Origin of the sequence: Bradyrhizobium sp. BR 1432 (genome assembly GCF_051547705.1) — a bacterium.
Taxonomy (GTDB): domain Bacteria; phylum Pseudomonadota; class Alphaproteobacteria; order Rhizobiales; family Xanthobacteraceae; genus Bradyrhizobium; species Bradyrhizobium zhanjiangense.
Genome location: NZ_JBPUGF010000003.1, coordinates 5,975,627 through 5,994,414, shown reverse-complemented (window position 1 = coordinate 5,994,414; position 18,788 = coordinate 5,975,627). Strand labels below are relative to the sequence as shown.

Annotated in this window: 18 protein-coding genes; 10 read left to right on the top strand and 8 right to left on the bottom strand. The window is 62.4% G+C overall.

The features are described from left to right. Positions 1-3: 3 nt before the first annotated feature. Positions 4-744, top strand: coding sequence for a GntR family transcriptional regulator (locus ACSKB8_RS28955; protein WP_438107857.1), 741 nt, complete (start codon positions 4-6; stop codon positions 742-744). Then, on the top strand, positions 725-1,267 hold the full coding sequence (locus tag ACSKB8_RS28950) for an Lrp/AsnC family transcriptional regulator (RefSeq protein WP_438107856.1): 543 nt from the start codon (positions 725-727) through the stop codon (positions 1,265-1,267). The genes ACSKB8_RS28955 and ACSKB8_RS28950 overlap by 20 nt, the downstream gene beginning before the upstream one ends. Before the next feature lie 66 nt (positions 1,268-1,333). On the opposite strand, the gene ACSKB8_RS28945 is transcribed toward ACSKB8_RS28950, so the two are convergent. The 7 genes from ACSKB8_RS28945 to ACSKB8_RS28915 all read right to left on the bottom strand — a co-directional run bounded on the left by ACSKB8_RS28945 (position 1,334) and on the right by ACSKB8_RS28915 (position 9,073). Continuing rightward, complete coding sequence (locus ACSKB8_RS28945; protein ID WP_438107855.1) at positions 1,334-2,122, bottom strand: sulfite exporter TauE/SafE family protein; 789 nt, start codon at positions 2,120-2,122, stop codon at positions 1,334-1,336. 254 nt (positions 2,123-2,376) lie between these two features. Further along, the gene (gene ald / locus ACSKB8_RS28940; protein ID WP_438107854.1) at positions 2,377-3,492 is read right to left on the bottom strand and encodes an alanine dehydrogenase; all 1,116 of its coding nucleotides are present in this window, start codon (positions 3,490-3,492) and stop codon (positions 2,377-2,379) included. Positions 3,493-4,475: 983 nt separating this feature from the next. Continuing rightward, positions 4,476-5,357: an enoyl-CoA hydratase-related protein gene (locus ACSKB8_RS28935; protein WP_438107853.1), complete on the bottom strand. Its 882-nt coding sequence runs from the start codon at positions 5,355-5,357 to the stop codon at positions 4,476-4,478. 10 nt (positions 5,358-5,367) lie between these two features. Beyond that, positions 5,368-5,535, bottom strand: coding sequence for a hypothetical protein (locus ACSKB8_RS28930; RefSeq protein ID WP_438107852.1), 168 nt, complete (start codon positions 5,533-5,535; stop codon positions 5,368-5,370). After that, positions 5,502-6,914 (bottom strand): AMP-binding protein, encoded by a 1,413-nt coding sequence (locus ACSKB8_RS28925; RefSeq protein ID WP_438107851.1) that lies wholly within the window; start codon positions 6,912-6,914, stop codon positions 5,502-5,504. The genes ACSKB8_RS28930 and ACSKB8_RS28925 overlap by 34 nt, the downstream gene beginning before the upstream one ends. Before the next feature lie 91 nt (positions 6,915-7,005). Continuing rightward, a complete protein-coding gene (locus tag ACSKB8_RS28920) occupies positions 7,006-7,815 on the bottom strand; it encodes an enoyl-CoA hydratase/isomerase family protein (RefSeq protein WP_438107850.1) in 810 nt (269 codons plus the stop codon). Between the two features lie 16 nt (positions 7,816-7,831). Next, on the bottom strand, positions 7,832-9,073 hold the full coding sequence (locus tag ACSKB8_RS28915) for an ABC transporter substrate-binding protein (protein WP_438107849.1): 1,242 nt from the start codon (positions 9,071-9,073) through the stop codon (positions 7,832-7,834). A 156-nt stretch (positions 9,074-9,229) separates the two neighbouring features. On the opposite strand from ACSKB8_RS28915, the gene ACSKB8_RS28910 reads away from it, so the two are divergent. From ACSKB8_RS28910 to ACSKB8_RS28875, 8 genes are all read left to right on the top strand, one after another. Further along, a complete protein-coding gene (locus tag ACSKB8_RS28910; RefSeq protein ID WP_438107848.1) occupies positions 9,230-9,925 on the top strand; it encodes a TetR/AcrR family transcriptional regulator in 696 nt (231 codons plus the stop codon). A gap of 123 nt (positions 9,926-10,048) precedes the next feature. Further along, positions 10,049-10,795: a TetR/AcrR family transcriptional regulator gene (locus ACSKB8_RS28905; protein WP_438107847.1), complete on the top strand. Its 747-nt coding sequence runs from the start codon at positions 10,049-10,051 to the stop codon at positions 10,793-10,795. Then, positions 10,792-11,793 (top strand): phosphotransferase family protein, encoded by a 1,002-nt coding sequence (locus tag ACSKB8_RS28900; protein ID WP_438107846.1) that lies wholly within the window; start codon positions 10,792-10,794, stop codon positions 11,791-11,793. Before ACSKB8_RS28905 ends, ACSKB8_RS28900 begins: the two co-directional genes overlap by 4 nt. Position 11,794: 1 nt before the next feature. Then, a complete protein-coding gene (locus ACSKB8_RS28895) occupies positions 11,795-12,199 on the top strand; it encodes a DUF6285 domain-containing protein (protein WP_438107845.1) in 405 nt (134 codons plus the stop codon). A 6-nt stretch (positions 12,200-12,205) separates the two neighbouring features. Next, complete coding sequence (locus tag ACSKB8_RS28890; protein ID WP_438107844.1) at positions 12,206-13,486, top strand: acyl-CoA dehydrogenase family protein; 1,281 nt, start codon at positions 12,206-12,208, stop codon at positions 13,484-13,486. Between the two features lie 62 nt (positions 13,487-13,548). Next, positions 13,549-14,754: an ABC transporter substrate-binding protein gene (locus ACSKB8_RS28885; protein ID WP_438107843.1), complete on the top strand. Its 1,206-nt coding sequence runs from the start codon at positions 13,549-13,551 to the stop codon at positions 14,752-14,754. Positions 14,755-14,937: 183 nt separating this feature from the next. Then, complete coding sequence (locus ACSKB8_RS28880; RefSeq protein WP_438107842.1) at positions 14,938-16,680, top strand: class I adenylate-forming enzyme family protein; 1,743 nt, start codon at positions 14,938-14,940, stop codon at positions 16,678-16,680. Between the two features lie 33 nt (positions 16,681-16,713). Then, on the top strand, positions 16,714-17,922 hold the full coding sequence (locus ACSKB8_RS28875) for an ABC transporter substrate-binding protein (protein WP_438107841.1): 1,209 nt from the start codon (positions 16,714-16,716) through the stop codon (positions 17,920-17,922). A 77-nt stretch (positions 17,923-17,999) separates the two neighbouring features. Here the strand turns inward: ACSKB8_RS28875 and ACSKB8_RS28870 are convergent, their stop codons facing one another. Further along, on the bottom strand, positions 18,000-18,782 hold the full coding sequence (locus tag ACSKB8_RS28870) for an SDR family NAD(P)-dependent oxidoreductase (RefSeq protein WP_438107840.1): 783 nt from the start codon (positions 18,780-18,782) through the stop codon (positions 18,000-18,002). Between the last annotated feature and the right edge of the window lie 6 nt (positions 18,783-18,788).

Below are 18,788 nucleotides of genomic sequence, written 5' to 3'. Positions count from 1 at the left end.
ATCGTGGCGAAATTGGCAAGGAACCCGGCGCGATCGGATACGATTGAGGCCGCCGAAAAGGGGCTGACGATCCAAGCCTTCGATCGGATCAAGGACGATATCGTCTGGTGCAAGCTGCAGCCGGGTCAGGCGATCAGCGAGGCGCAGCTGTGCGAAATGTACGGCTACGGCAAGGCGCCGATCCGGCAAGCGCTATCCAAGCTCGCCCAAGAAGGCCTCGTCATACCCGTGCCCCGCTCGGGTCATGTGATAGCACCGGTGACGCTGCAGTCGGTGAACGAGGTTTTCGAACTCAGAATGCTTCTCGAGCCGGCGGCCGTGGAGAAGGCCTGCGGTAACGTCGACGGCGGGCTTCTTCATCAGTTCAATGCGAAATGCACGGCCGGTTACGTACCCGGCGACATAGCCAGCGAGATGCGCTTCATGGAAGCGAACCGCAGCTTCCACATGGAAATCGCACGTGCGTCGGGCAATTCTCGGCTCTTTGCAGCGCTTTCGCAGATCATGGACGAGATGACTCGGCTTCTCCATCTGGGGTTCGTTCTACGCGAACGGCCCGCAGAGATGCATCAAGAGCATGATTCATTGATCGATGCCCTGGTAAACAACGACAAGAAACGTGCCCGCGAGATGACGGAGACTCATATCGCAACGGTTCGCAAGTTGGTGATCGAAGGTTTGATCGACGGCACAAATCTTACAAGCACCAATATTTCAGGAGGTCGTGCTCGGCCTTCCCGATAAGGGCGGAGCCGCACTGGGTCGGAAACGGGGATTGATGATGGAGTTAGACCATCTGGACCTCAAACTGTTGCGCGAATTGGCGACGAACTCCAACGTCACGCAATCAGACTTGGCCGAGAAGGTCGGCCTGTCGACGACGGCCTGCGTTCGCCGGCAGAACGCGCTCGAGAGCGGACGATACATTCATGCCTACCGCGCGGAACTGAACCTGACCGCCTTGGGATTTCCGGCGACGGTGGTCGTCCGCATCGCTTTGCACAGCCAAAGCGAAGAAGCCCTGTCCACGTTCGAACGGGCGGCGGCCTTGTGTCCCTCGATTGCGCGTTGCTTTCTGATGTCGGGATCGGATGATTATCTTATCCTCGTCGTCGCACGCGACATCGAGGATTTTGAGCACATTCACAAGACGCAGCTTGCGCGTCTGCCGGGCGTCGCGCGAATCCAATCGAACTTTGCTCTTAGAACCATCCTGGACAGAGACTTGCCTCCGCGAGTGCTGGAAAGGTCACGCGCCGGCACCTAAGACAAGACGCTATCGCCGTCTCGAACCTAGTGCCTGCGGCAGCGGCATCGCCGAAACGAACTATCTTCAGTTCGGGCGCACAAAGGCAAACATATTGCGGTGGATCAGGTAGAACGCGACCGCGAAGATTACACCCGCGAACAAGCGATTGAGCGCATACTTGTGAACGGCCATCCGCGTTGCAGCCGACGTGCCCAGGATGCCACCGATCGCGCCGCCAGCAACAAATTCCATCGCCACGGACCAGTCGACGAGCCCGGACCAGGCATAGTTCAGGGCCGTGGCGAGACCGAACGTGCCGACAGCCAACAATGAAGAGCCGACGGCGTTGATCATCGGCATGCGGGTCGCAAGCATAAAACCAGGCACGATCAGGAATCCGCCACCGATTCCGAAGAACCCCGACACGAGGCCGACCAGCAGAGCCGTGATCGCCGTGCGAAGGTCGAAGCGAAAGCCATTCTCACGTTGCGGGGCAATTGTCGGCGTCTTCTGCGGGCAAAGCATCAGCAATCCGACGACCACCATCACTCCCCCGAACAGAACGACCAACAGATGTCCGTCGAAGGACTTGCCCAAGGTCGAACCGACCAATGCACCGATCGCGCCGACGAGAGCAAACAGGATGGCACGGGACCACCAGACATTTCCTTTGCGGGCGTGACCGAGAAGATTCACATATGCGTTCGCCGACACAGCCAGCGCGCTGATCCCGATGGCGACATGTGCTTGGGAAATCCCCACGACGTAGAGCAGCAAAGGAGTCGCAAGAATTGAACCGCCCCCTCCGATGAGACCGAGCATGAACCCAACCAGCGCGCCAGACCCAATGGCTGCCGCAATCGTGCTTTCCATGTCGCTCTATCTCCCTAACGGCATGATGGAACACACTCACTGGATTCCCATCGGCGGGCTCACAACCGCGGTTTTGACAAAAAGAAGGCTACCGCTCGGCGCGGTAGCCCAAGTCAGGGAGAAACATGGAAAAGTCAGGCGCCCGTTCTGCCTCACATCACCGGGCAGATTGGCTGAATGGACAACCGGTCGAATCGGGTTCTTCCCTGAGATCGACACCGCGCCCGCCCTCCACACTTGGCCGGGCCAGCTCGTTACGCAGCTAGCGCCTGATCCAGCGGCGAGAACGGGAGGTTCAGGCTTTCAGCCACCGGTCTGCAGGTTAGCTTGCCCTTATGGATGTTCAGGCCCGTGCGCAGTAGATGGCTTTGCGAGATCGCTTTCACGCCGCCAGCGGCAAGGGCCAACCCGACCGGCAAGGTCGCATTGTTGAGCGCATAGCTCGAGGTCAAGGGAACGGCGCCCGGCATATTCGCGACGCAGTAATGAACGACGCCGTCGACCTCGTAGGTCGGCTCGTCGTGGGTAGTCGCGCGCGAGGTCTCGAAGCAGCCGCCCTGATCGATCGCAACGTCGACCAGAACAGCACCAGGCTTCATTTTCTTGAGCATCGGCCGAGAGATGAGGTGCGGCGCCGCGGCGCCGGGCACGAGCACGGCTCCGATCACCACATCCGATCCGAACACCTCGCTCTCGATCGACTCGGCCGTCGAGAACAGCGTCCGAACGCGGCCGCCAAACAGCTCGTCGAGCTGCCGCAGCCGCGGCACCGACCGATCCAGGATCGAGACCTCCGCCCCTAAACCGACGGCCATGCGAGCCGCATGCGTGCCGACTACGCCACCACCGAGAATGGCAACGCGCGCCGGCTTCACACCCGGCACGCCGCCGAGCAGCAACCCTCGTCCGCCGGCGTAGCGCTTGAGAGCTGAGCCGGCGGCTTCGATCGACAAACGTCCCGCAACTTCGCTCATGGGAGCCAAGAGCGGCAGCCCGCCACGCTCGTCTGTAACGGTCTCATACGCCACGGCAGTGCAGCCTGAAGCCAACAGTCCCTTGGCCTGCTCGAGATCCGGCGCCAGGTGGAGATAGGTGAACAGGATTTGCCCGTCCTTGAGCTTTGCCCATTCTGCGGGCTGCGGCTCCTTCACCTTGACGATCATATTCGCCGTCGCGAAGACTTCATCGGCGGTATCGACGATATGCGCGCCTGCATTGGTGTATTCGGCATCCGAAGCGCCAACTCCCAAACCGGCTCCCGCCTGCACAATCACCTCGTGACCGGCAGCCCGATATTCGCGAACAGCGGCCGGAGTCATGCCCACCCGATATTCATGCCGCTTGACTTCAGTGGGAACCCCGACGCGCATTTTTCATCCTCCGCTTGAAACAGCCGGCACTGTACGAAGGACGGGACGCGAAAAATCTCCGTTTATTGCTGAATCTCCGTCGACGAGTTCGCAAAATCTGCGTCCAAGTTATCGAACGCGAGTATTTTCACCACACGGGATGGTACGTTCGATGAGGATAGTTGAATTGAACAGCATCGCGTTCGCATTTTTGAGCCGACGCGCGTTCTTCGCAAACCTCAGGCCGCGCGCACGGTCACAAGGAATTTGCTGACATGCTGTTTCAACCTGGTGTTTTCGGCCGCGAATGATCGCGCCGCAGACAGCACGCGGTGAGCGCTACCATGAAGGGCACTAAAGCGCGGAAGATCGCAGGATTGTGGGCGGGCGTAGCGGAGCGAGCGACTCGATCCCCGACGTTAATGATGTTTAGTCTGTTCAAAACGGCGCGCGCGGTCCCCTGCTCAGCCCAAGTTCGGCTCCCGCCATTTCGCACGCTATGGTACGCCGCACTACTCCATCGGCGTGACGTCTGTTGGAGATCCGCTTCCCCGGCGTTAAGTCATATGGGCAACATGCCAGATCCATCGAGAACGCGTGAACCTACGCCAATCGAGCTAATAACCGCCGGGGACACTACTCCCACTCAATCATTTAGGACAGCGTATCGTCGTTGATTTGCAAGCACAATTCTTCAAGCCTGACGGACGACTCCCGACGGTATCGCCGTAGCAACTTTTCAGTCTCGAACTCACAGGAAAATTCGAGCCATTCACAATGTTGGCGATTCCGCGACCTATCGGAACCGATCGACTGATCAGCACTGCCTGCGCAGCCGAGACTGCCATGCCCGCACTCGTGCGACTTAAGCTTCAAATACCGTCAGAGATCAGGGACGCGCTAGTCCGGTCTTTCGATGCCTCTCGCGTTCGCTCGCCACTGCGCGCAAGCCATTCTGGTCCGCTTTGCGCCACGAGCGATCGGCAGTCGGGCGGCAAGTGTTCTTACGGCTCTTTCCACCAAGGATACTGGCTGGGCATATCGGTCGAAACCTTGCCCGGGAATACTGGCGCCCGCTTCTCCAGGAAGGAAGCGACACCCTCGCGGACATCTGCGTGACTGCCGCGCTCGCGCGAGATGGGGCCATCGATCGTCAAGAGCTCGAATGGATCCGGTGCGCCTGCGAAACGCCACAGCATTTGGCGGGTGAGCGCAACCGAGACGGCCGACGTCTGCGAGGTCAATTCCCACGCGATCTCTTTCGCACGTGTCAGGAGGTCGGCGGGCTCCGCGGTTTCGCTGACAAGGCCGCCGCTCAACGCCTCCTCGACGCCGAAAGTACGGCCCGAGATCGACCAACGCAGCGCCTGCGGCAGCCCGACCAGCTTGGGCAGAAACCACGCGCTGCCCGCCTCCGGGACCAGGCCGCGCCGCGCGAAGATGAAGCCAATCTTCGCGCCCTTCGCGGCAATGCGCACGTCCATCGGGAGGGTCATGGTGATGCCAATACCCACCGCGGGGCCGTTAATGGCGGCGATCGACGGCTTGCGGCAGCGGAAGATCGCGTCGACGAAGCCACTGCCCGAGCGCGGACCGCCGCCGGTCAGGCGATTGCCGAACACGCCGGCGCCATGCGCGCCCGAGGTATCAAAGCTCGACGCGCCGCCCGAGACATCGGCGCCGGCGCAGAAGGCGCGGCCCGCGCCCGTCACAATGATGGCGCGGATCTCGTCATCAATATCGGCCTTTCGGAAGGCATCCTCGATCTCGGATCCCATCGCGCCGGTATAGGCGTTGAGCTTTTCCGGACGATTGAGCGTGATCACCAAGATTGCGCGATCGATCTCGCAGCTGATGAAGCTGTAAGCGGAATATTGCTGATCCACGAAACTCTCCTCAGATCGTACGACCCGTGCCTTGCCAGAACGGCTCCTTGAGCTTCCGCTTGAATATCTTGCCAGTGTCTTCGCGCGGCAGCGTGCTGGAGAACTCGATCCGCCGCGGGATCTTGTAGCCGGCCAGCCGAGACTTCAGATCCGTGCGGACCGCTTCCTCGTCGAGCACGGCACCAGCACTCGGCTGAATGAAGGCGCAGACCTTCTCGCCAACTCGTCGTCAGGTATCCCGAACACCGCACAGTCGGCGACGCCGGGGACCTTCATCAACTCCGATTCGATCTCGGCGGGATAGATGTTGGTGCCGCCGAAGATGATCATGTCGCTGGCGCGGCCTGTCAGGTAGAGAAAACCGTCCGCGTCGAAGAATCCGACGTCGCCGGTGGCGACAAGACGGCCCCGCGCGGACTTCGCCCGCTTGGCCGGATCGCCGTGATAGGTGAATTCCGGATAGAGATCGCGTCCGCAGACGACCTCGCCGGATTGCCCGAGCGGCAGCTCCCTGCCCTCCTCGTCCATGACGACGACGGCGCAGCCCGGCAGCCTCCGCCCGACAGTGCCGGGATGCGCCAGCCATTCAGCGGATGTGCAAAAAGTCACAGCGCCCACTTCGGTCGAACCATAGTGCTCGGTGATGATCGGCCCCCACCAGCCGATCATGCCGCGCTTGACGTGCGGCGGACAGGGCGCGCCGACATGCATGGCGAAAGTCAGGCTCGATAGATCGTAGCGCGAGCGGGCCTCGGCTGGCAGCGCCAGCATCCGCACGAACATGGTCGGCACGACCAGCGCGTGGGTGACGCGATGCTTCTCGATCGTCGCAAGCATCCGCTCCGGCTCGAAGCGCGGCTCAACGATGATGTTGGCACCCATGTTGTAGAACGAGAACATCCAGCCGTTCGGGCTGGAGTGATAGGCCGGTCCCGGAATCAGCAGCACGACTTCGTTCAGGCGATCCGCCCAGTCGGTGAGGCCGCCGACCATACGCATCATCTGCTGACTCGCCAGCGCCTGCTCCGGCGTCGGCGGCTGCCGGCGCACGCCCTTGGGATGGCCCGTGGTGCCCGACGTGTAGATCATCGATCCCGGCGAGGTCGGGAAAGGCGGCACTGCGGGCTCGAAGCCCGCAAGCCAACTCTCCCAGTCATTCATCCCTGCCGGCACCTTTGCAGCTTCATCCAGTACGCGGTAAGGACCGCGCAGGCTCGGCGGCGTTTCCGCGACGATCACGATGACCCCGGCGGGAACAGCGTGGCCGATGTTGCGCCAGAGATCGGCATGGATGACCAGCACCTTGGCGCCGGAATTCTCGATGACGTAGCGAGCCTCCTCCGGCGTGTTGTGCCAGTTGACCGGCACGACATAGGCGCCGCACAGGCCCGCGGCGAGCGAGGCCTCCATGAAGGTGAAATCGTTACGCATGTAGACCGCGACGACGTCACCTGCGCCGACACCGAGGCTGGCATAGCCTCGCGCGGCGCGTTGGGCGCGCGCGTCCATCTCCGCCTTGGTCTTGACGCGATCGCCAATCCTGACCCACGAATCCATCGCGCGCCTCCCGGCTCTGTTGTAGTTCCCGCTTGTCGCAGTGTTGCTGTGTTTGGCGGGGACGGCGGTCCGCTCCCGCTAGTCTAAGATGTCAGCGGCCCGTGAACACCGGCTCGCGCTTCTCGAGGAAACTTCGCACGCCCTCGCGGTGATCCTCGGTGTCGAACAGCTTGTAGATGACGTCGATAGCCCAGCTCCCGGTCTCGCGGGGATCGCCATGGGAGGCGCGGCGCAGGCCCTCCTTCATGAAACGCAGCGCCAGCGGCGAATTGCGCGCGATGCGCGCCGCCAGAGCCATCGCCTTCGGCATCAGCTCGGCATGCGCGGTCACCTCGCCGACCAGGCCGATGCGGGCGGCCTCATGGGCATCGATGACGTCGCCGGTATAGAGCAGCTCGGCCGCCTTGGCGGGCCCGACGATCGCTGGCAGGCGCAAGAGCCCGCCAACATCGCAGATTAAGCCACGGCGGATAAAAAGCTCGGCAAAGTTCGCCTTCTCGGACGCCAGGCGAATGTCTGCGTAAAGCGCAAGCTCCATGCCCCAACCGACCGCCGAGCCGTTCACGGCGGCGATCACCGGCACCGGGCATTCGAGCGCGGACATCGCGGCCGGAGTTGGCGGACGACGCACCACCGGCGTCATGGCGCGCTTCTCGCCGGTCATCATCTCCTTGACGTCTTCTCCGGCGCAGAACGCTGAATCAGCCCCGGTGATGACGACGCAGCGGACCTCCGTGTCGATCGAGGCGGCGCGGAAGGCGGATTCGACCTCGTCATAGGCACGCCGGTTAAGTGCGTTGCGTCGTTCCGGCCGGTTGAGCGTGACGACGGCGACATGATCGGTGACGTCGTATTTCAGGCACTGGAACTCGCTCGGAGGGATCTTTGGCTGCACCGTCATCGCTGGCTGCTCCGCATCAATCGCGCGTTTCCGGCAGCATCACCGTCTCCGACATGATCGGACCGACCTTGTCGTAGCTGGTGCCGTTGAAACGCAGCATCTGCATCTGGGTGATTGGGAAGTAGTTGGTCGGGCTGGTGTTGACCGTGATGCCGTCGAACAGCAGACCAAACTTCAACGCCTTCAGATTGGCGGCCTGCTGCATGATGTTGTCGCGGGACAGGTCGTCGCCACACTGTTCGAGCACCTTCTGCAGCACTTGCGCGGCAAGAAATCCGTAGGCGTTCTGGCCATTGGCGATGTCGCCTTCCGGATTGTAGCGCTTCATGAAGTCGCGATACTCCCTCACACCGGGGTCGTCGGCATAACGAGGATCGTTCGCCTCCTTCATCGATGTCGCGGTGAACAATCCGATCGCGTTCTCGAGCCCGGCCGGCTTGAAGTTCGAAATCGCCGCGGCAGTTGTATTGATGAAATGGACCGGCTTCCAGCCGAGCTCGGCCACCTTGCGGATGGCAAGCGCGCCAAATCGCGGCGTCGAGAAATTGACGAAGATATCGGCCCCCGATGCCTTCAGCTTGCCGATCTGGGAATCGATCGTCGGCTCAGTGCTGTCGTAGGACGCTTCCGCCACGATCGTCGTCTTGGCCCTGGCGCCGAGCGCATCCTTGAACCCGCCGTAGATATCGCGGCCATAGTCGTCGTTCGGAAACAGGACGGCGACCTTCCCTTCCGGGTAATTCGCCAGAATGTACTTCGCGTAGATCGCGCTCTCGATCCGGTAGACCGAGGTCGAAAAGCCCATCGTCCAGGGAAAGTTCTTGGGATCGCCAAACTTGGTCGCGCCGGTGGCGGAGAACAGCTGCGGCACCTTCCTGGCGTTCATGTACTTCATCATGGCCGCGTTCGACGGCGTTCCGACCGCCTGGAAGATCGCAAGGACTTCGTCCTGTTCGACCAGCTTGCGCGCCTGCTCGACCGCTTTTGGCGGGCTGTAGGCATCGTCATAAGAGATGAACTGGATCTTGCGCCCGTTGATGCCACCCTTGTCGTTGAGCATCTTCATGTAGGCAGCCTCGGTCTTCGCAAACGCGCTGTAGGCCGAGGCGGGGCCGCTGTAGGGCGCGATATTGCCGATCTTAATGTCGCCCTTCGCGGCGTCCGCGCGCGCCGGGATCGGCGACTGGACTGCGAGCGCGATCCCGGCAAGCAGGAAGCAGGCATGCGGCGTCAGCCGCGATCCATTGCAGGTTCGCATGGCGTTTCTCCCGTCGCGGCGATTTCGAAGGGAATGCGATGACACCCCGCCCGTCCGCTGAAATATTTTTATAACGCGTTCTTATAACGTGATATAGATTTGTCGGGGTGTCAACCAGCGCTTATCGTCCGCACGAGAGGCACGGCAGGCGGCGGAATGGAAAACCGACGCGACACGGCAAAGGCGGAGCGGCGCTCTCGCATCATCAAGGCGGCGCGCGACCTGATCCGCGAGACCGGCGATGCCGGACTGTCGATGCGCGCCCTCGCGGCGAAGGCCGGCCTCAGTCTCGCCACGCCCTACAATCTGTTCGGCTCCAAGCGCGCCGTGCTCGTCGCCGTGCTCGAGGACATCAAGGGATTCGGCGCGCGCTTCGCGCGATTCAAGTCGCTCGATCCGCTTGAAAGGATCCTGCGGGCCGCGAAGCTCGCCGTGAGCTATTACGAAGACGATCCGATGTTCTACCGTGCGCTGTGGACCAGCATTCTCGCCGCGTCCGCCTCCGAGGAGCGCAGCGCGATCTTCAACCAGAAGCGCGACAGCTTCTGGATGAAGCTGCTCGACGACGCCGTCGACGAAGGCCTGCTGCTGCCCGAGATCGACACCGCGGTGCTGCTGCGCAATCTCGACTACACGTTTCGCTCGGTGATGCTGCACTGGGTCATTGCGGAGATCGAGATCGAGGATATCCAGGCCGCGGTCGGCTACGGCTATGCGCTCGCCTTGCGCGGCGCTGCGACGGCGAAGGGGCAGCAATTGATGCTCAAGCGCCTGAGAACCTTTCAAGCGCAATGCCCCAAGCTCTCGGCCAGGCGCACCGGCCGAACGGCCGACGTCGAAACGATGGCCTGACGATTCACGAGAAAGAACCGCGTGGACGGCGACAAGACGCAAGTCTGACACTGACATCAGTGTCAGGTTAGGTGCAAGCAAGCGACGACGTGCAATCCATGCACGCGAAACAGAGGAAGAGACGTGGCAGGGAAGCGACGCATCACGCGTTCGGCCGCCGTGCGCCGCGGCGCGCTGCCGACAGAGCTGCGGCGCACCCGCAACTCTGCCGAAACCTCCGAACGGATTCTGCTCGAGGCCGCCCGGCGCGTGTTCGCCGACAAAGGCTACATCCGCGCCACCGTGCAGGACATCATCGAGTCCACCGGTCTCAGCCGCGGCACCTTCTATCTGTATTTCCGCAGCACCGACGACATCTTCGTCCGCACCATCACCGAAGTCGTCGACGACATCGTCGCCTCCTCCCGGGTGCGCTCAGGCCATACGCTGCGCGAGCGCGTCTACGACAACAATCTTCGCTACTTCGAGATCTTCGGCGCCAACCGCGGATTGCTACGGGCCTTCTTCGAGGCGAGCTATGTCGATCCCGAGATCGGCCGGAAGCGCGCCGAGATGCGCAGCGCCTACATCATCCGGGTGCGCGATCATCTAGAACGCCAGCGCCAGCTCGGGCGCTGCCTGCCGATCGATCCTGATGCGGCCGCCCTGTCGCTCGCGATGATGGTCGAGGGCACCGCGCAGTCCTTTGCGATCCAGAAGATGGAGCCGTTCGAACGTCCGCTGGAGTTGAAGCGGCTCTGCAAAGAGGTCACCGAGATCTGGTGCCGGGCGGTCTACACCGACCCGGATCGACCGCTCACGCCAGGGCCCGAGATGGTCCCAGCCATCGCGTCCGGCGGCAAGCGAAAGAGACAGCGGCGAGACGCATGAACGCGATGGACAACAGCTTCAGCCACGCTCTCCAAGCCATGACGGTCCGCATCGTGCCGGGCGCACGTGGCATCGCCGCTCTGCGCCGACTATCTGCAGGCGCAACCCTGGAGACCTGGTCATTCGACGCCGTCGATGGCGACAGGATGCTGCACCCGCTGATCCTGCGCCGCTCGCCGGGCGGCCTGCGCAGCACGGAATCGCTATCGCTGGAGGCCGAGGCGGATCTGATCCGCGTCCTCGACGGCAGCGGCGTGCCGGTCGCGACCGTCGTGCACACGCTGGCGCCGGAGGACGGACTCGGCGACGGCTTTCTGATGACGCGGATCGAGGGCGAAACGATCGCGCGCAAGGTCTTGCGCGACGCCCAGTTCGCCGCGATCCGCCCTCACCTCGCGGCCCAGTTCGGCACCATTCGCGGCACCATGAGCAGGGTCGATACCGCGCGCCTGCCGGCGCTGCCGTTCAAGCCGGCTGACGTGATCGTGGCGCGGCTCTTGAGCCGTTACGACAGTCTCGGCGTCGCGCGGCCGGTGTTCGACCTCGCCTTCCGCTGGCTGCAACAGAACGCACCGGCGCCGCTCGCGACATATCGGCTGGTTCACGGCGACTTCCGCAACGGCAACATCATCTTCGGAGCCGAAGGCGTGCGCGCGGTGCTGGACTGGGAGGTCGCCCATATCGGCGACCCCGCCGAGGACCTCGCCTGGATCTCGACCCCGCCCTGGCGTTTCGGTGAGCTCGACCGCCCGGTCGGCGGGCTCGGCTCGCGACAGCAATTGTTCGAGGCCTATGAGGCGGCAAGCGGCGAGCGCGTCGATCCCGCGCGCGTGCACTATTGGGAAGTCCTCGGCAGCCTGCGCTGGGGCGTCAGCTGCGCCAGCATGCTGGAATGGTTCATCAGCGGGCGCGACCCCAGCGTGGAGCGCGCGATGATCGCGCGGCGCGTGTCCGAAAACGAGCTCGACCTGATGCGCATCCTGACCGGGACGGACTGACATGCTGGATCAACCTCGTGGCGCCGACATCCTGACCGCGGTCTCGCGTCTGCTGCGCGAGACGCTGATGCCGCAACTTCCCGCCAACGCCGCCTTCCAGGCCCGGGTGGCCGCCAATGCGATCGACCTCGTCGCCCGCGAGATCGACTTCGGCGGGAGCGTCGAACGCGAAGCGCTTGCGCGATTGCAGGCGCTGCTGAACCGCGACGGCACTCTGGAGCAATTGGAGGCCGAACTGTCAGGCCGCATCCGGCGCGGCGAGTTCGACCTGCAGAGCGACGGGCTTGCCGACCATCTCTGGCGGACCACGCTCGACAAGATGAAGATCGATCAGCCGAATTACGCCAGCTACCGCCGCACGCTCGAAACGCGCGCCGGCCAACAACAAACGAAGCAAGAGGATTGACCAGCGATGGATTTCAGCATCCCCAAGGATCTCGTCGACTATCTCGCCAGGATCGACGCTTTCGTGCAGGCCGAGATCAAGCCGCTGCAGGCGCAGGACGACAACGAGCGCTTCTTCGATCATCGCCGTGAATGGGCACGGACCGATTTCGACAAGGGTGGCCTGCCCCGCCCCGAATGGGAGGCGCTGCTCGAAAAGGCCAAGGCGCTGGCCGACAAGGCCGGCTTCTTCCGCTTCTCGCTGCCCAAGGAATTCGGCGGCCAAGGCGGCGGCAATCTCTGGATGGCCGTGATCCGGGAGCATCTGGCGACGCAAGGCCTCGGCCTGCACAACGACCTCCAGAACGAACATTCAGTGGTCGGCAACTTCCCCTTCATCGTGATGCTGCGCGATTTCGGCACGCCCGAGCAGAAGGAGAAGTTCATCCGCGGTTCGCTCGACCGCAAGATTCGCGTCACTTTCGGCCTCACTGAACCGCACCACGGCTCGGACGCCACTCACATGGAAACGCGCGCGGTCCGCGAGACACGCGATGGAGTCGCCGGCTGGCTGATCAACGGCGAGAAGATGTGGACCACCGGCATGCACACCGCATCGCATTGCTGCCTGTTTGCCCGCACCAGCGGCGAGGACGGCGATGCCAAGGGTATCACCGCATTCCTGGTTCCAGCCAATTCACCGGGCGTGAAGGTCGAGGAATATATGTGGACCTTCAACATGCCGACGGACCACCCGCGCGTCAGCTTCACCAACGTCTGGGTGCCCGAAAGCACGATGTTCGGACAGATCGACCGGGGGCTCGCGCTGGCGCAGGCATTCGTGCACGAAAACCGCATTCGCCAGGCCGCGAGTTCGCTCGGCGCGGCCGCGTATTGCGTCAATGAGAGCGTCAAATACGCCAATCAGCGCAAGCCGTTCGGCAAGCCGCTATCGGTTAACCAGGGCATCCAGTTCCCGTTAGTCGAGCTGGCCACGCAGATCGAGATGCTCCGACTGCTCATTCGCAAGACCGCCTGGGAGATGGACAGCATGCCTCATCCCGAGGTCGAAAAACGGCTCTCCGACAAAGTCTCGATGTGTAACTACTGGGCCAACCGGCTCTGCTGCGAGGCGGCTGACCGCGCCATGCAGGTGCACGGCGGCATCGGCTATTCGCGCCATAAGGCGTTCGAGCACATCTACCGCCATCACCGCCGCTACCGGATCACCGAGGGTTCGGAAGAGATCCAGATGCGCAAGGTGGCTGGTTATCTGTTTGGTTTCATGGGCCCCCACAAGAGAGCCTAGGACCAGATCCGTCAGTGCAAACGGCACGAACGGACGCGTTAGGGAAGCACAAGGAGAGTATCATGCCGGACGTCTCACGGCGAACGATCGCGCTCGCCTCGCTTGCAACACTTGCCGCCACGCTCGCTCCGAACCACGCTCGGGCCGAAAAGAAATACGGCCCCGGCGTCAGCGACACCGAGATCAAGGTCGGCCAGACCATCGCGTATAGCGGACCGGCCTCCGCCTATGGCCAGCTCGGCCAGGCCGAGGCCGCCTATTTCAAGGCGATCAACGATCGCGGCGGCATCAACGGCCGCAAGATCAACTTCATTTCGGTCGACGATGGCTACAGTCCGCCCAAGGCTGTCGAGCAGACGCGCCGTCTGGTCGAGCAGGAGGAGGTCGCCGTCATGTTCGGCATGCTCGGCACGCCGTTGAACCTCGCGACTCGGACCTACCTCAACTCCAACAAGATGCCGCAGCTGTTCGTCGCGGCCGGCTCCGAACAGTTTGCCAATCCGGAGAAATATCCCTGGACCATCGGCTTCCAGCCGACCTTGCGCTCCGAGGGCACGTTCTTCGGCAAGCAGATCCTGGCCGTCAACGCCAATCCGAAGATCGGCGTGCTGTACCAGTATGACGACTTCGGCAAGGAGATGCTGTCGGGCCTTTCCGACGGTCTCGCCGCCAAGGCCTCCGCCGTCATCGCGGCCGAGAGCTTCACCCCGACCGATCCGACCGTAGATTCGCAGATCGTCAAGTTGAAGTCGACCGGCGTCGACACCGTCCTGTTGTTTGCCTACGCCAAGCAGGCGGCGCAGGCGATCCGCAAGATCTACGAGCTGAACTGGCAGCCTGACACCTACCTGCATTCGGGCTCGGCCTCGATGAGCGCGACCCTGATCCCGGCTGGCCTTGAGCGCTGCGTCGGCATCAAGACCGCACGCTACATGAAGGACCCGTCGGACCCGCGCTGGCGCGACGACCCCGAGCTGAAGCCGTTCTACGAATGGCTGAAGGAATACATGCCGAACGCGAATTCGAACGACACCTTCTTCCTCGCGGGGTGGACATTCAGTCAGATGCTGGTGCAGGTGCTGCGTCAGTGCGGCGACGATTTGACCCGCGAGAACATCATGCGGCAGGCGGCCAATTTGAAGGATTTCCGCAATCCCGGGCTATTGGCGGGCAGTCTCATCAACACCAGCCCGACTGACTATCGCGTCGTGAAATTCATGACGCTCGAACGCTTCAACGGCAAGAACTGGGAAAGCGTTGGGACCTGAGCTGATCATGTCCGGCGGAGCAACTCGAGTGCTCCGCCGAGGCGGTACCGTGCGCCTTCCTGCCCTTTCGACTTGCCAGCAGACTAACGCAAGCCGCGCTCAACGATATCGCTATAGAAATTCCTTGCGTTGCGCCTTCACGAATTGCGCTTCGCCAAGAGCACGCCGCAACGAGACAAGAAAATGACGTGTGAGCGACGCAATTGGCCGGCAGTCTCGCTCGACGAAACCTACCGCCTCCTCACAGCGCCTGGCGCACCTTTCGAGATGGAGACGATCGACATTGCCGGGCGCCCTTACCGGCTCTACAAGAAGGCCCGTCGCGATCTGCGGGAGATCTTCGAGGCCAGCAAGGCATGGGGCGACCGCACTTTCCTCGTGTTTGAAGATGAGCGGCTTACATTTGCCGAACATTATCGCGCCGCATCCGCCCTCGCGTGGCGGCTGGTCGATAGCTACGGGGTCAAGAAAGGCGACCGCGTTGCCATCGCCATGCGGAATTATCCGGAATGGACGATCGCATTCTGGGCCGCAACAACCATCGGCGCCATCGCAGTCCCGCTCAATGCCTGGGGAACCGGAGATGATCTCGCCTACGGCTTGCGCGATTCTGGTGCCTCTGTCGCCATCGTCGACGGTGAGCGGCTGGAGCGGCTCAATTCGCTCGCCCCAGGAAGTCACCCTGCCAGACTCATCGCGGTCCGCGCTGCATCGGACATCCGGAACGGAACGGACACACTGGAAGATCTGATAGGTCCGGCGTCGAACTACGGCGCATTGCCGGACCGGGCACCACCCGATCGGAACATCCATCCGGACGACGACGCGACCATTCTCTACACGTCGGGCACGACCGGCCGTTCCAAGGGAGCGCTGGGCACCCATCGAAACATCATGTGCAACCTCGTGAACATCACGTTCTCGGGCGCACGAGCGGCAATCCGGCGCGGTGATCCCCTGCCAGCGCCGCCAGAGGCCCAGAAAGCGGTGCTGCTTCCAGTGCCGTTCTTCCATGTCACCGGGTGCCACTCGATCATGATCCCCGCCATGGCGAACGGCTCGAAGATCGTGCTGATGTACAAATGGAACGCGGAAGCAGCACTCGAACTGATCGAGCGCGAGCGCATCAACGCTATGTCCGGCGTACCGTCGATGACATGGCAATTGCTGGAGTCGCCGGATTTCGAACGGCGCAACGTCTCGAGCCTCGAGGGTCTCTCCTACGGCGGCGCCGCCGCGTCGCCTGAGCTGACCCGGAAAGTAGCTGCGCTCTTCCCGGGCAAGTTCGGCGGCACGGGCTATGGCGCCACTGAGACGTCGTCGGTATCGACTTCGAACGGTGCCGAGGACTATCTCGCACGGCCGGACTCCGTCGGGCCCGCCGTACCCGGATGCGACTTGCGTGTCATCGATGAGTCCGGGAACGTCTTGCCCATCGGGGCGATCGGAGAGCTTGAAATCTACGGTGGCAACGTCGTGAAGGGTTACTGGAACAACCCTCAGGCGACCGCGGCAGCGTTCCGCGATGGCTGGTACCGCACCGGCGACATCGTCCGGATGGACGCGGAGGGCTTCGTCTATCTGCTCGACCGCGCCAAGGACATGCTGATCCGCGGCGGCGAGAACGTCTATTGCGTCGAGATCGAGGACGCCCTCCTCGCGCATCCGGACATCCTGGAAGCCGCCATCGTCGGCATTCCCGACCGCGTGCTCGGCGAACTCGTCGGCGCCGTCGTTCGCATACGGGCCGGATCGCGCCTGACCGCGGACCAGGTGACCGAGCATCTACGCCCAAGGCTCGCCGCATTCAAGCTGCCCACGCATGTCGATATTCGAATCGAGGAGCTGCCGCGCACCGCAAGCGGCAAGATCGTCAAGCGACAGCTTCGCGAAGAACTCGCCGCAAAGGCAAGTGCACTTGGGTGAGGGTGAATAACAAAGCAGGATCGGGAGGATAAAATGAAGAGACTATTGTCGGCGATGGCGGTCTTGTCCGCCGGGCTCGTCTTCGTCACAGGCGCGAGTGCCGCGGAGAAGAAGTACGACGAAGGCGCCTCGGATACGGAGGTCAAGCTCGGCCAGACCATGCCCTATAGCGGTCCGCTGTCGATCCACGGCATCCAGGGCCGCACCGAGGTCGCCTATTTCAAGATGCTCAACGAGGAGAAAGGCGGCATCAACGGCCGCAAGATCAATCTGATCTCGCTCGACGACGCGTTCTCGCCGCCCAAGACCGTCGAGCAGACCCGCAAGCTGGTCGAGAGCGACGGCGTGCTCGCGCTGTTCGGCTCGTCCGGCACTGCGGCACAGTCCTCGGTGCAGAAATATCTCAACAGCAAAGGCATTCCGCAGCTGCTGGTCTCGACCGGCGCCAACAAGTGGAACCAGCCGAAGGCGTTCAAATGGTCGACGCCTGCATTCCATCTCTACGGCACCGAGGGCGAGATCCTCGCGAAGTATCTCCTGTCGGTGAAGCCGGACGCGAAGGTCGCGATCCTCATGCAGAACGACGATTTCGGCCGCGACTATGTCTCCGGGTTCAAGAAGGGCCTCGGCGACAAGGCATCCACCATGATCGTCAAGGAGGTCACCTACGAGCTGACCGATCCCACGATGGATTCGCAGGTCGCGCAGCTCAAATCGTCAGGTGCCGACGTGTTCTTCAACGTCTCGCTCGGCAAGGCTGCCTCGCAGTCGATGAAGAAGGCCTATGAGCTCGATTGGAAGCCGCTGCAGCTCGTCGTCAGCCCGTCGGTCGGGCGACAGTTCCTGGAAGCTGCCGGTCTCGATTCGGTCACCGGTATCATCGCGGCAACGCCCTACAAGCAGGTGTCGAGCCCGAAATGGGCCGAAGACCATGACATCGTCGCCTATCAGGCCTTCATGAAGAAGTACCTGCCTAATGAAGACCCCAAGAACGAGATCGGCTTTGCCGTGTATTCGTTTGCCTACATCATGGCGAAAATCATTGAGGCCTGCGGGGACAATCTGACCCGTGAGAACCTGCTATATCAGGCGACGCACCTGAACAATGTAGCCGCGCCCTCGCTGCTGGCCGGTACCACCTACAATACGACGCCGGACAACTACGTTCCGTTCAAGCGCCTGGTAGTGCAAACATTTGACGGGCAGGATTGGGTCCAAGTGACGGCGATCACGGTCGATTAATTCTCGTCAACGTGCAATCGGGACCGCAGGAGCGACCGGACTTGATGTCCGGTCGCCCCATTCATTTTAGAATGCTCTTAGCGGGGGGCCATGCGGATGGCGCCGTCGAGGCGGACGTCTTCACCGTTGAAGTAGCCGTTGGTGATCATTGTCAGCGCAAGCTGCGCATATTCCTCCGGCATTCCAAGACGCTTCGGGAAGGGCACCGACGCGCTGAGAGCAGCCTTGACGTTCTCCGGAGCTCCCTGCAGCAGGGGCGTATTGAAGATGCCCGGCAGGATCGTGTTGACGCGGATTCCCTCGTTCATCAGATCGCGCGCGATCGGCAGCGTCATGCCGACGACACCGCCCTTGGAAGCCGAATATGCAGCCTGCCCCATCTGCCCGTCCTCGGCCGCCACGGAAGCGGTGTTGACGATCGCACCGCGCTCGCCGTCCTCGAGCGGGGCCAGCGACAGCATGCCCTTCGCCGACTTCGCGATGCAGCGGAAAGTGCCGACGAGGTTGATCTGGATGATGCGATTGAAGGCATCGAGCGGAAAGTGGGTGGCCTCCCCGGTCTTCTTGTCCCGGCCTGCCGTCTTCACCGCGTTGCCTGTGCCTGCGCAATTGACCAGGATGCGCTCTTGGCCGTGGGCCGCGCGGGCCTTGTCAAAAGCCGCATCGACCTCGTTGTCCGAGGTGACATCGACCTTGCAGAACACCCCACCAATCTCCCGGACGATGGCTTCCCCCTTCTCGACGTTGAAGTCGAAGATGGCGACCTTCACGCCCTCCGCAGCGAGGGCTCGCGACGTAGCTGCGCCGAGACCGGAAGCGCCGCCGGTGACAACAGCGGCAACCGATGAACTGAGTTTCATTGCAGA

Coding starts and splice junctions, on each gene's coding strand:
- ACSKB8_RS28945 (WP_438107855.1), bottom strand. CDS start 2,122: ATGGAAAGCACGATTGCGGCAGCCATTGGGTCTGGCGCGCTGGTTGGG.
- ald (WP_438107854.1), bottom strand. CDS start 3,492: ATGCGCGTCGGGGTTCCCACTGAAGTCAAGCGGCATGAATATCGGGTG.
- ACSKB8_RS28925 (WP_438107851.1), bottom strand. CDS start 6,914: ATGGATTCGTGGGTCAGGATTGGCGATCGCGTCAAGACCAAGGCGGAG.
- ACSKB8_RS28920 (WP_438107850.1), bottom strand. CDS start 7,815: ATGACGGTGCAGCCAAAGATCCCTCCGAGCGAGTTCCAGTGCCTGAAA.
- ACSKB8_RS28915 (WP_438107849.1), bottom strand. CDS start 9,073: ATGCGAACCTGCAATGGATCGCGGCTGACGCCGCATGCCTGCTTCCTG.
- ACSKB8_RS28910 (WP_438107848.1), top strand. CDS start 9,230: ATGGAAAACCGACGCGACACGGCAAAGGCGGAGCGGCGCTCTCGCATC.
- ACSKB8_RS28900 (WP_438107846.1), top strand. CDS start 10,792: ATGAACGCGATGGACAACAGCTTCAGCCACGCTCTCCAAGCCATGACG.
- ACSKB8_RS28895 (WP_438107845.1), top strand. CDS start 11,795: ATGCTGGATCAACCTCGTGGCGCCGACATCCTGACCGCGGTCTCGCGT.
- ACSKB8_RS28890 (WP_438107844.1), top strand. CDS start 12,206: ATGGATTTCAGCATCCCCAAGGATCTCGTCGACTATCTCGCCAGGATC.
- ACSKB8_RS28885 (WP_438107843.1), top strand. CDS start 13,549: ATGCCGGACGTCTCACGGCGAACGATCGCGCTCGCCTCGCTTGCAACA.
- ACSKB8_RS28880 (WP_438107842.1), top strand. CDS start 14,938: ATGACGTGTGAGCGACGCAATTGGCCGGCAGTCTCGCTCGACGAAACC.
- ACSKB8_RS28875 (WP_438107841.1), top strand. CDS start 16,714: ATGAAGAGACTATTGTCGGCGATGGCGGTCTTGTCCGCCGGGCTCGTC.
- ACSKB8_RS28870 (WP_438107840.1), bottom strand. CDS start 18,782: ATGAAACTCAGTTCATCGGTTGCCGCTGTTGTCACCGGCGGCGCTTCC.